A 12,345-nucleotide genomic window follows, 5' to 3' on the forward strand; every position below is an offset into this window, starting at 1 on the left:
TCTTGCGCCGGCGGCAAAGTCATGACACTGTGCGGCGCTTTTTGCTTCCGCTGAGCGGAGGCCAAACATCATGGGGTCATCGATGAATTTCAAAGCCGTTCGCCGCTTGCTGCGTGTGGTTCTTCCGCTTGCCGTTCTGTTTTGGCTGGCGCCGTGGATCGCGGCTATCTTTACCGTTTGTGGTCTGATTGATTTTGCCCGCCATAAGCGCTTCGACAGTTCGCTGATTGCCAAGTATTTTTCCGGAAACGGCCTGCTGACCTGGCTGCTGTCGCCGGTCAATCTGTTCTTCGATCTGATCTCCAAGCGCCATGCCTACCGCATGCAGCTCGATGAATTTCCGGAAGAAGAGCGTCAGGAAATCGAGGGCATGCTCCAGGTGTTTAAGGACCGCCAGGAGGAGATACTCGAGGATCTGAAATCGAGGATGGGCGACAAACGTCGCGGCATGGTGTTCTACCGCTGGTATGATGAGCGCGGCGACCAATCGATCCCTGAGTTCAACCGGGATTTCAAATACATCAAGACCATCGGCGTTTCGATTTTCAACGGCCAGGAAAAGACTTCTCTGCATTTTGGTCCGCTGCGCCTGACCATCCGGGTGCTCTACAACATGACCGCGCGCCAGAGCGATGAGATTTTTATCGAGGTGAATGGCGACAAACACTTCTGGCACGACGATCCGCTGTTCATATTTGACGACACGATCCAGCACCGCTCGGTCAACGGCGAAGAAGGTCTCAGAGCGTGTGTGTTTGTCGACGTTTTACGTCCGAGCGCCTTTACTGGACTTCAGAATGTCTGCGTGAAGATCTTCAATATCCTGCTCTCCGGCATCAACCGGGTCTTTTACAAAAACTGGGACATGCTGAAGAAGACGGATAAGGCGACACCAGCCCCGGGCGAATAGGTTTAGGTCGACGTCTTTAAACCCGGCCCGCGTATGCATGTAGGCCTGTCCTTATTGGATGGGCCTATTCGTTTGCGAAGCGAGGGCCGTTTGGTTTGGTGCACAGCGTCGTCTCGGGGTGGTGGCAGCGAGCCGTTAGTCTTAGCACTGGTCTGTCTCTCTTGGCGTATTCATCGCGAATGAAGGCGTCTAACTGTCATGTGCCAATAGCCGTTGGACAGCTTTGACGTCTCAGAGAGTGCCGGTGTGATTCAAATACTTTCCGGCTTATTTGAACTGCCCTGTTGAGGAGGATTGAAACCGCTTGAGAGGGCAGGGGCTTTGGTGTAGGTAGCAAATCAGCGCGTGTGTTTGGCATTTCCGAACCACGCCGTGGGCCTGTAGCTCAACTGGTTAGAGCCGTCCGCTCATAACGGATTGGTTGGGGGTTCGAGTCCCTCCGGGCCCACCATTTTTAATGTTCCATAAATGACATTACCCCTAACAAAATCTTGGGTTGCATAATTGAGCCGCGCGGGTTGCTCGCGCCAGCACCATATTTCTAGTTGGGCGTAAAAACATCTACGGATCGGGGAGGGGATCCAACGCTAGTGTATGCCTCCTCAACAAATTCTCGGACAAGAGTATAGTCGAAAAGCAAGTCTTTCTTAATACGGTCATGCCCAAACTGAGCTGACGGAAATTGCAGAAAAATACCTCGGTGATGGACCAATTGATTCATCCTCTCACGCAACCAAAGCCACTGCGGTTGCGGGTGTTCTTAGCAGGTGCCATCAAAGTTTTAGAGGACCGTTTAGAGTGACATGGACATGTGAACAGGTTCTCCGGGATATCAAACTTCATGACTTGGACTGCGACCCAAGGGTCTTTCATGTGCTCTTTGTCGCCCTTACCGAACCAGAGTCCGATATAGCCCGGGAAGTTCGCCGCCTTGAAGCTAACGGGACTGCGTTGACATCGAGGGATTTGGAATTTCTCTATGACGCGTATATTAACTCAGGCATCGAACCGGGACACCATATGTCTGTGGTTCAAAGTTCGCAGGCGCGGACAAGCTCGATTTCAACGTCAGCCAATACGGCGATGGACCTTTCCAAACACCTGGCTACTTGCGCACAAGCCCAATCCGAAAAAACACCATTGTGCGATACGGTCCTGCGAATAAACTCTGAATTGCAGGAGAACCTGACCAACATTACTGCTCAGGCTGAAGTCCTCGAGGCTGAGCTGCGGGCCTACCAGGCCGAACTCTTCACCGACGCCCTGACGGGGGTGCCCAATCGCCGTTTTCTGGAAGCTGAGCTGCCTGCCAGGTTGAGCGTAGCTGACCTTTCACTTCATATCGCCCTGATTGACGTCGATCATTTTAAGCAAATAAACGATCTGCACGGTCATGTTCTGGGTGATTACGCGATTCGCATAGTTGCCAATTTGATCCAAAATCACCTGCGCCCTCAAGATGTCTTGTGCCGGTATGGTGGCGAGGAATTCTGTATCTTGTTCTATAATACAGACGCGGCCGTTTGCCTGGAAATGTTGGAGACCATTCGCACTGATGTCGCCCGCCGCACCATTTATCATAGCCGAACCGGCAAATCCTTTGGACCGCTCACAGTCTCCGCCGGCCTTGCTCGCACCCAACCGGGTGACGACTTCGAAGCAGCCGTCCAACGTGCCGATGAACTGATGTACCAATCCAAAACCTCTGGCCGTAATCGCATCAGTTCCTAGAACTCGATGCTTTGAACAAGTGAAACGGTATCTTCAAGGTCTATGTCAGGATACCCGACAAGGTAATCCGTCTGGGTAGTCGGCATGCCGGTATCAACGGAACGGTCCGCCCGCCATGCTTCATCAAAGGAGAGGCGTCACGTCAGAAGGCTCGGATCCTTCAGATGTCTGATTGATGCCGATCAACGTCGTGCCATCTACGGTGCCATCGGTGACGAAGAATTCATAGCCCTCGCCTTCTGCATTGGCAGAGAACACGACCCTGCCATCACTTGTCGGAGCGAACCCGGTCGGGAAAGAACTGTTCTCACCATCATAGATGTCGACGAGCATTTGGGTGTTGTCTGCCGTACCATCGGTGATCCAGAGTTCACGGCCTGCCCCCTCGCCATCGTCCGCAGCGAACACCACCCTGCCATCGCCAAGCATGGCCATTTCGCCAACAAAGTCAAAATCTGTTTGGGCTTCAGGGACCAGATGGCCCGTGTTCGCTGCCGTGCCGTCTGTGATCCAAATTGACCTCGAGCCATCGAGCTCCTTAACGCCGAACAGAACCGACCCGTTGTTAAGCGCGGCAATTTCCGGGAGGTTGGAAACCGGGCCTGCAGACAATTCAGCCAGGGCGGTCGTTTCGCCCGTTGTGCTGTTGTAATAGAAGAAACTTTGGGTGCTGGGGCCCGGGGTCGGAGTGTACACCGAGATAAAGACGTTGCCATCAGAAGTTGGAACGATGGCCTGTATTTGCTGATAGCTGTTGTCGTTACTTTGCGGATCGGAATCGAAGTCGAACAGCAACTCGGTATTTTGTGACGTGCCGTCCGTCTGCCAAAGCTGCGAGCGTTCGCCATCCGGCGTTTCTGCCGCAAAGTAAACCAGATCCTCTGACGCCTGAGCAAAATGCGAAACAAACCCATCGCCAGTCCCTGCGACGATGTCCCGGAGCAGCGAAATGGAGTTTTGCGGCACATCATAGATCCACAATTCGCGGCCGGTAGCGGCAGTGCCAGCGGAAATCAACACCCTCTGATCGTCGATCGCATGCATGTCGCGAATGTCTGTCAAGTCGTCCTGACCTGTGCCGGTGATTTTGGCTGTGCCGGCAACCGTTCCGTCAGTCGCCCAAAGGCCCTGTCCCGTCCCGTCATTCGCTCGATAGATCGCAAGGTCATCCGATCCATCGCCGTCGGTATCCAAGGTCACAAAGTAATCCGGGAAACCGTCCCGTTCGCCCGGATAGGTGTCGCGAAGCAATTGCGTGCCGGCTTCGGTGCCATCGGAGACCCATAATTCGTCGCCATCTTCCGGGGTGGTCGCGGTGAAAAGCAGCAGATCGCCAAGAACGGCTTCTGGCGTCGCATGTGAATTCTCCACACCTGGCACCACATCTGCCAGCAGCGTAGCCGTATTTGTCGCTTCGTCGAAGCGCCACAGTTCTTTGCCATGTAGGCCGTCATTTGCGCGGAAGAAGGTTCCGTCGTTTTCACCGGCAAGGAACGATGCTGGACGTGAACTGCCGCTGGTATCGAAATCATCCAGCCGCAGGGTTCCCTGGGCGGTGCCGTCGGTGACCCAAAGTTCCAGCCCGTTTTCTCCAGCCGACCTGTTGTTTTCTCCATCGTTCCATTCGCCGGAAAAGGCCGTAAACGATACCTGCCCATTGCCAAGAGAGGTGAAATCTGTAGGGATCGACGAGCCAGGGCCGAGCGCGATATCCGCAACCAGAGCAGTCCCCTCAGCCGTGCCATCGGTGATCCAGAGCTCTTCACCATGTTCGGCATCACCTGCGCTGAAGACTGCAAGGCCATCCCGCAACTGGGCAAACTTGCTCATGATCGGGGCATCGGTGAACTCGAACGTTCCCACCCGCTGTGTTGTTTCTGGCGTGCCCTCGGTGCGCCACATCTGGTAGCTGGTACTTCTGTTCGGAGACGTAAAGTACAGGACAACGCCATCCGATAACGCCATGACCCCATGAATCGTCTGATTTTCAGGCGAGGTCTCGTTGTCGCTGAGCCGCTGTGTACCTGCCTCCGTTCCGTCTGAAATCCAGATGTGATGTCCATCCTGATTTTGAGCGGCAAACACGATGCGATCATTTCCGAACGGGACCAGGCTTTCCGGAGACGAGCTTCTCTGGATGTTGTCAGCGTTCCACAGCTCGACGACCATCCCGGTGCCTGGTATCGTTCCGTCAGTCACCCAAAGTTCCCGGCCATTGCTTGTCGTATCTCCGGGGAAAAACACTTTGCCGTCACGGGTGGAGACGAATTCCCGAGTTGAATACAGGGTGTCCGTTAGTCTCGTCGTATTTGCTGCCGTCCCATCGGAGACCCAAAGTGCGTGACCAACTAATCCGCCATCGTCTGCCATGAAAACAGCTCGGCCATTGCCAATGCCGGTTGCTATCGGAGAGGAGCCGACGCCCGACCCGGCCCCGCCCCGGATGGTTAGCACGAGTTCGGTGCCGTCCGGCGTTCCGTCGGTGACATGGAGTTCAGTGCCGCTATTGCCGTTACTCCCGTAAAAAAGTGCACGGCCGTTCCCCAAATCAGCGTAGGAACCAAAAGAATAAATATCCGTAGAAAGCTGCGTCAGCGTCTGGGTTTGAAGGTCATAGTGATAGGGCAGTTCGCGTACAGGCGCACCGGCCTCCTGTGTCACCGTAAACAACAGCCCATCGTCGCCGAACCGGGTTATATCATTTACATTTCCGCTTTCAAAACCAGGGATCGTATCAGCTTCGAGCCTTGTCCCTTCCGGGGTGCCGTCGGTAATCCCGAGTTCAAAGCCTGCACCGCCAAAGTTCGCTCTAAAGACCGCCGACACCGCGGCCACCAGCGGCGTGGTGTTCACGGTTACTGTCTCTTCTGCCGATGTGTTTCCGGCGGCGTCAGAGGCCGTAATCGTAAGGTCAACGCTATTCGGTAACGCAGCAAAATCGTTGATCGCGGCGTTAACGCCGTCAGCCGTCAATGTGATCTGGCCGTTGGCATCTATGGAGAAATAGTCGTTGTCGTCGCCATCGGTGATCTCATAGCCGTTGACGCCAACGTTATCAGTTGCCTGAACCGAACCTACGACAGTATTGGCCACTGAGTTTTCAGCCAGTTCGAATGACTGCTCCTCCGCGACGACCGGGGCTGTATTGTCGGCAGGCGGCTCTATCGAGATATCATCGGACGCCTGAATCCCGGCAATGGTGATGCCGTTTTCGTTAACATCCACCTCGATGGTAAGGGTGAGATCGCCATTGAAATCGCCGGTCGGTGTTACCGTCAAATTGCCGGACAGATCCCAATTGGTGACATTGATCGGATCGCCGTCGGAGGTCGCTGTATTCGCCTCGTCATCCGTAACTTGGAAGCCCGCAGGCAGACCGGCCAGGGTAACAAGCGTGATCTGCTCGGTGTCGCCGGGATTGTCGGTATCACTGACTTCGGCCGTCAATTGAACCGTGAAAGCCTGCCCCTCTTCGACCGTGTTGGGCACCTGGATCCCGACGGAGGGAACGTCCGGCTGGCCACTCACGTCAACGGTGATTTCGGCAGGCGTTGAAGTTTCTGCACCATCATTGGCGGTAAACTGGAACGAAGCCTCGCCGGAAAAATCTATCCCTGGCGTAAAGGTGAAATCGCCAGTCTGCCCATCAAAGCTTGTCACAGTGCCGCCAACCGCCGAGTTCACCACAATCGCATAGGTGAGCGGATCGTTCTCGGCATCCGTACCTGTGACTGTACCGGCAACGGCCACATCCTCCGCTGTCCCCAGTGTCTGTGCAGTTGCCTCCGGCACGGTGTTCTCATCCACATCGGTGATGTTGACCGTCACGGTCTCGCCAGCCGAGGTGTTTCCCGCAGCATCGCTCGCGGTCACTGTCAGGGCGAAGCTGTTGGGCCCGCTCTCGAAGTCGCCCGGCGCGGCGGCCGCGCCCGCCGCGGTCAGCGTGATCTGGCCGTTCGCATCGATCGCGAAATAACCAGCGTCATCGCCGCCGGTAATGGCAAAGCCGGTGACGCCGACGGCGTCTGTTGCCGCTACGGTTCCAACCACAGCCCCATCCGCGCCGTTCTCAGCCAGATCAAAGCTTTGGGAAGCGGTGACGACCGGTGCGGTGTTGTCAGGCCCACCGCCACCACCGCCTCCGGCACCACCGGCGCCGCCGTCGCCCCCACCGTCGCCACCATCTCCGGGATTTGGCAGGTTCTCAGGGGGCGGCGGGTCACCCGATGGCGCTAGCGGAGATCGGCCTTCAAAAATGCCGTATTTAAGGTAGTGGAGCAGCGGGTTGATACCCGCTTCAGCAACATCCGGATATTGCTCCAGATAGTAGGAGATGTCGAAATTCGGACTTGGATCCCGGCCTTCCTGTGCGCCATTATTCAGAAAATGCTCAAACGGACTGATGCCAGCGGCCGCGACATCAGGATTTTGTTCCAGATAATAAGCGGCATCGAAAAGCGCATTGGGATTACGGTTTTCACCGCCCCCCATGCTGTTGAAGTGATCGAACGGGTTTGTTCCGGCCTGCGCAACATCCGGATACTGCTGAAGATAAAAGGAGACATCGAACAACGGGTTCGGGTCCCGTCCCTCCTGAAATCCAATCAGATTGAAATGGGCTTCGGCGCTCGCGATCAACCCAGCTTCTATGGCCGCGGCCACATCCGGATTTTGGGCTAAATAGAAAGCCTCATCGAATGACAGCATGAAACACGCTCCGTTACACAGATACTCAACTGGAACTCGTGAAAATTGACGCAGGACGCGCAAAGACAGAGCCGCGCTGAACCGCGTACCGCCGGTGTGATGCCTTATGAACTCAGGGCGAACACCGCCGTTGGCAAAAGCGGTTTTGCTTTCGCCGAACATGACTTCAAATGTCAGCTGGTGGGGATTGTGTTCAACAATCCCGGATCAGATCATGCACCAACAAGTTTACGTGATGAATAATGCGAGTTTATCGCATTAACTCCTCCGACCAATACGACGCTCACACGCCTTGAAAACTTTCGATAAAAAGCTTTCTGCATTTGATTTAACTGGTTATAAAGGTTTACGGAAATTTAAAATTTGCAACACGGATATTTACACTGTGAACTTGCGTGGGCTGGACCTGAACCTGCTATTGGTGTTTGACACGGTTTACCGGACCCGGTCGAACACCAAGGCAGCAGAAGAATTGGGCTTGACCCAATCGGCGGTCAGTAATGCGGTAAAACGTCTTCGCGGACACTTGAGCGATCCGCTGTTTCAAAGAAGTGGCAACCGGTTGGAAACAACCCGGGAGGCCGATCGGATTGCGCCGGCCATTCGTGACGCCTTGCGCACGGTCCAGGAGACAATCTCCCTGGCAAACGTCTTTGATCCCAAAGCCAGCGACCGCGTTTTTACAATCGTCATGCCGGACTCCATGGAACCTATCATATTGACCGGCATGTCCCGGCAAATTCAGGCTGAGGGTCTCAACGTCAAAATCCATACCCACCCCTTTGTGGGCGTCGACATCCGGGAATCCATTCTGGAAAAGAAGATTGACGTCGCCTTGTTGCCCAACCTTTTGACCGAACCGGACATCAGTACGGCTTACCTGATGGAAGAAGATGCCTGCATCATCGTTCGGGCGGATCACCCGGTATATGGCACCAAGAACGAGTTCACGATTGAAGACATGTCGAAAGCCGATCTTGTCGGGTTCAACGACGACATTCGCAGGCACACGCATCTCGATCATGAGATGCGGGCCAAGTCTGTGAACCGGAACCACGTGGCTTTCGTCTCGCGCCTTTGGTCTGTTCCCTATCTTGTCGCCTCAACCGATCTTGTCGGTGCCTGCTCCGAAGTCATTGTTAAAGCCGTTGGCAGGCAGCTCAATCTGAAATCCTTCAAGCTGCCGCTCGATCGTCCCACCCATCATTGGCACATGGTGTGGAATGAAACCTTCAATGATGACGCCGGGCATATGTGGTTGCGTGGCCGCATTCAAAATTTAATCAAAGAGTGGACTGAACTGGAATGAATACTGAGCGCCGCTGGACCCTCGCGGTTCTCACCGCTGTATTTGCCGTAAACAATTTGGACCGGCATGTTCTGAGCATTGTCCTGGATCCAATCGGACAGGAATTTGCTCTGTCCGACACACAGCTCGGGCTGTTGTCCGGCCTCATGTTTGCCCTTGTCTATGTGCTCTTCGGATTTCCGATTGCAAAACTCTCGGCCAAAGGGAACCGGCGCAACATCATTTCCACGTGTGTCGCCCTGTGGAGCTCTTTGACCATAGCCATGGCCGGGGCGCAGAATTTTGTGCAACTCGCTGTTGCCCGTCTCGGTGTCGGAATCGGTGAAGCTGGCGCCGTCACTCCGGCTCATTCCATGATTTCTGATCTCTATCCAAAACACAAACGAACCTCGGCAATGGCGACGTTTGTGACCGGAGCAAATATCGGGATTTTGCTGGCATTCCTCATAGGCGGCATTGCTGGTCAGCTTTTGGGATGGCGGTGGGCTTTTGTAATTGCAGGTCTTCCCGGCCTTGTTCTCGCTGTTCTGTTGAAGTTTACGGTTACAGAGCCAGTGCGCGAAAAAAACGCTGTTTCCAGCGAAAAAAGCCGGTCCCTTTTTCTATCGTCCCTAAAAACCATTTATGGGCATCGCGGAATGCTGCATGCGATGCTTGGCATATCCATTGTCGGTGTCGTCACATTTGGGGCACTGGCCTGGAACCCGACCCTCATCATCCGGAGCCATGGCCTGACACAAGCTCAAACAGGGATTTTCCTGGCGCTGGTAATTGGCATCGGTGGCGGGTTTGGCACCTGGTTTTCCGGCAAACTTGCAGATTGGCTGGGTGAAAAAAATGCGAAGTGGCGTGTCGGCATAGTCGTTGCCGCAATTCTGATTTCAAAGCCGTTTGTTTTTGTATTTCTGTTGGCGGACAACACGGCTACTGCGCTTGCTGCGTTTGCTGTTGCAGCCTTCATGGGCGGTGTCTTTTGGGCGCCAACCTTTGCCTATCTGCATTCAAATCTATCGTCTGTTATGCGGCCAATGGGGACGGCAATTTACCTGTTCTGTTTCAATCTTGTTGGCGTTGGCCTTGGTCCGACAATCATCGGCATACTAAGCGATACCGTGTTTTCGGAAGCAGGCAACCGCTCTATCGCCTATGGGCTCCTGACCCTCCAGATCGCGGGTATCTGGGCTGCCTGGCACTATTGGCAGGTCGTGCGCGAAATCCCGCAAGATGCTGAAACAGAAGAAAAACGCTCACTCTTACCGTCTGCAAACTGTTGAGACTTAACGGTGATTTGAAGAAAAGCGCGTGCTCAGGATCTGAGTGTTCAAGATACGAGTACGGCTATGGAAAACAGGGCTCCAATCCGCTCAAGCCTGTCAGTTTTTCTGTTTCTATTCCGCTTCACGCCCGCCGTCTTTCATTAAGCAGAGTGAGTTAAAACTAACGTTCCTCCTTGGGAAGGTTTGGTTTGATTTCTTTTAACAGTCAGCGAGTATGTTAGAATTCAATCTCTTCGCCGCTACGGAAGACGCGTTATAAAAGAAGGCTGACAACGCCTATGCTGGCCGGTGCTTGTAGAGTTTTAATAGCTGTTTGGTTTGCCATGCACTTCATTTCAGGTGCCGCTGCGGATCAAAAAACACTGCACATCGCGTCCATAGATTGGTGCCCCCAACTTTGTATTGACGGCGATAAAGCTGGCTATATTACCGACATCGTTGAGCAGATCTTTGAAGCCAGTCCCTATGATTTGGCAATCAAGATCTATCCTTGGTCCCGCGCCATTCAATACACAAGAGCAGGGAGAGTTCATGCATTGTTGTCTCCCGCAAAAGCTGAAGCGCCTGACCTGGTCTATCCCGCAGAGGAAATCGGGGTTCAAAGGATGTGCTTCTTTGTCCTGAAGGAGAACCCTTGGACATTCGAGGGGACATCCTCACTCGAGGGGCATCTGACAGCTGTCGCAACTGACACCTCAATTGAGGAGTTGAATGAGTTCATTTCGAAGAGAACGGATTTGTTCTTTTTTGCTCCCTATAGCGATGAGTATCTGAAAAATAGTATAGATATGTTGATGTTAGGTCGCGTGAATAGCTTTTTGTTCACTCACAACTCAACCGTTCATGCCGCACGGCGGCTTGGTATGGAAAACAGAATTCGCCAAGCCGGTTGTGTCTCAGTCGCGAAAGTTTACATGGCATTTTCACCTACAGAAGAGATGGCATCTGATGTTGCGGAAATGCGAGCCTATTTTGATAGCGCAATGGCCAAGTTCAAATCGGACGGACGGGTCAGCGATGTTATGGCGCAATATGGTCTATCAGATTGGACACAGCCCGAAGACGTCCTGGAACGTTAAAATTACCTCCCAAAAGTCTTGGTTCTTTTGAACAGTCTGGCTAGCGATTAGAAATGTATTCTGGGTCGGCCACTCGAAAGGGTGTTTGTGCAAAACTCTTTGGGGCCGCCTGTTCGGTAGCATTGGCGTGGGGGAGTGCTTTGAATGAATTGAGTTTGGAACTGCCCGACGGCTCCAATCTGAATGGGGTTGCCGACTACATTCAGGACATTTTCTGTATCGACCTGCCGTATGCGCCGGGAATGGTGTTTGTCGGTGCACAGTTTCAACCGGCGAAGGGAATGGAAGCAATCTCGGCTGGGGCCGCTGACATCGATCCTCAGAGGGCCCTAGAGCGATGCTTTGGCGAGATCGCAGAAACGCTTTCGCAGTACACAGCTTTCAAACTAGACAGCACGAAGATCCAAGAAATCCTTCCGCTTGCGACATCAGACGATTTATCCGCGGAGTTTGAAGCTTTAGGATCTCATTTGGGAGAAGATGGCTGGGTTGCCGGACTGGAAGTATTGAGCCAAGCGGAGTGTTTTATTCCAGCCTCTCTGTGCTTTCGGGACCTTAAGGGACAATCAGAAACTGAAACCGCCTTCAGTTCAGGCTTCGCAGCGGGGCCTACGTTGTCTGCTGCCATCGAAGCGGCGACACTGGAGCTGATTGAGCGAGATGCTGTTGCACTGTGGTGGTATGGCGGGCGACCGCCCCGCAGCATCGCAGCCCCGTTTTTAGATCAAGCGAAGCTTTTTCAGAGAGTCATACGCAAGGGGAGGGGAGATCGGCAAACCGTTCTTCTGGACCTAAGCACTGACATTGAAGTGCCCGTAGTCGCGGCCGTATCGGCAAATGCAGACGGTGGTGATGTCGCCTTCGGCTACGCCGCACGGAGGAGCTTTTCGCAAGCGATTGAGGCGGCGCTCAAGGAGTTGGCACAGATGGAACTGGGCAGCCTCCTGTGTGATCTCAAAGTACAGTCCGGCAAAACCGACCGGCTGACTCCGGCCGACTTTAAGGTGATAAAGCGGCGTCAGCATTTGTCACTTGGATCAGCTCCTTTTGTTTGTGCTCCGCGTGAGTGCGGTTTGAAACCGACCGATCAGGATGCCGATATTGACGCAGCTTTGCAGAATGCAGGTCTAAGAAGGTTTGTTGTTGAGATGACATCGCCCCAAATAGGTGTGCCGGTTGCCCGAGTCGTCTGCCCTCAGTTGCAGCCACTTCCCGTGGTATTTGCCTCGCAAAGATTGACATGTGCGCAAACGTTGTACAATGGATGGTCCGACACTGTAGTGGTGTGTGAGCCGATTTAACATTTCTTGTTCCAGCGTGTTGATTGGGGGA

The 12,345-nt window shown here is 53.9% G+C and carries 8 protein-coding genes and 1 tRNA gene; 8 read left to right on the plus strand and 1 reads right to left on the minus strand.

Translation table 11 applies throughout. The features are described from left to right. The first annotated feature begins 70 nt into the window (after positions 1 to 70). The 3 genes from ACOOFE_RS06780 to ACOOFE_RS06790 all read left to right on the plus strand — a co-directional run bounded on the left by ACOOFE_RS06780 (position 71) and on the right by ACOOFE_RS06790 (position 2,641). Positions 71 to 910 carry an aspartyl/asparaginyl beta-hydroxylase domain-containing protein gene (locus tag ACOOFE_RS06780; RefSeq protein WP_420414255.1) on the plus strand — a complete coding sequence of 280 codons (840 nt, stop codon included), beginning with the start codon at positions 71 to 73 and terminating at the stop codon, positions 908 to 910. A gap of 374 nt (positions 911 to 1,284) precedes the next feature. After that, positions 1,285 to 1,361, plus strand: a tRNA-Ile gene (locus ACOOFE_RS06785). 347 nt (positions 1,362 to 1,708) lie between these two features. Then, positions 1,709 to 2,641, plus strand: coding sequence for a GGDEF domain-containing protein (locus tag ACOOFE_RS06790; protein ID WP_420414256.1), 933 nt, complete (start codon positions 1,709 to 1,711; stop codon positions 2,639 to 2,641). Positions 2,642 to 2,764: 123 nt separating this feature from the next. Here ACOOFE_RS06790 and ACOOFE_RS06795 read toward each other — a convergent pair whose 3' ends face one another. Further along, positions 2,765 to 7,348, minus strand: coding sequence for an Ig-like domain-containing protein (locus ACOOFE_RS06795; protein WP_420414257.1), 4,584 nt, complete (start codon positions 7,346 to 7,348; stop codon positions 2,765 to 2,767). 45 nt (positions 7,349 to 7,393) lie between these two features. Here ACOOFE_RS06795 and ACOOFE_RS06800 point away from each other — a divergent pair, with 45 nt between their 5' ends. The 5 genes from ACOOFE_RS06800 (at position 7,394) to ACOOFE_RS06820 (ending at position 12,314) form a co-directional block, all read left to right on the plus strand. Beyond that, entirely contained in the window at positions 7,394 to 7,591 is a 198-nt protein-coding gene (locus ACOOFE_RS06800) for a hypothetical protein (RefSeq protein ID WP_420414258.1), read from the plus strand. Positions 7,592 to 7,733: 142 nt separating this feature from the next. Continuing rightward, positions 7,734 to 8,657, plus strand: a complete 924-nt coding sequence (locus ACOOFE_RS06805) for a LysR family transcriptional regulator (RefSeq protein ID WP_141185706.1) — start codon at positions 7,734 to 7,736, stop codon at positions 8,655 to 8,657. Further along, positions 8,654 to 9,931 carry a spinster family MFS transporter gene (locus ACOOFE_RS06810; protein ID WP_420414259.1) on the plus strand — a complete coding sequence of 426 codons (1,278 nt, stop codon included), beginning with the start codon at positions 8,654 to 8,656 and terminating at the stop codon, positions 9,929 to 9,931. Before ACOOFE_RS06805 ends, ACOOFE_RS06810 begins: the two co-directional genes overlap by 4 nt. A gap of 281 nt (positions 9,932 to 10,212) precedes the next feature. After that, entirely contained in the window at positions 10,213 to 11,013 is an 801-nt protein-coding gene (locus tag ACOOFE_RS06815; protein ID WP_420414260.1) for a substrate-binding periplasmic protein, read from the plus strand. A 140-nt stretch (positions 11,014 to 11,153) separates the two neighbouring features. Continuing rightward, a complete protein-coding gene (locus ACOOFE_RS06820) occupies positions 11,154 to 12,314 on the plus strand; it encodes a YcaO-like family protein (RefSeq protein ID WP_420414261.1) in 1,161 nt (386 codons plus the stop codon). Positions 12,315 to 12,345 lie beyond the last annotated feature (31 nt).

The organism is Roseibium sp., assembly GCF_965216085.1.
Lineage (GTDB): Bacteria > Pseudomonadota > Alphaproteobacteria > Rhizobiales > Stappiaceae > Roseibium.

Bases quoted from the DNA above. Each gene is read 5' to 3' on its own strand.
- ACOOFE_RS06815 (WP_420414260.1), top strand. From the start codon at position 10,213: ATGCTGGCCGGTGCTTGTAGAGTTTTAATAGCTGTTTGGTTTGCCATG.
- ACOOFE_RS06780 (WP_420414255.1), top strand. From the start codon at position 71: ATGGGGTCATCGATGAATTTCAAAGCCGTTCGCCGCTTGCTGCGTGTG.
- ACOOFE_RS06810 (WP_420414259.1), top strand. From the start codon at position 8,654: ATGAATACTGAGCGCCGCTGGACCCTCGCGGTTCTCACCGCTGTATTT.
- ACOOFE_RS06795 (WP_420414257.1), bottom strand. From the start codon at position 7,348: ATGCTGTCATTCGATGAGGCTTTCTATTTAGCCCAAAATCCGGATGTG.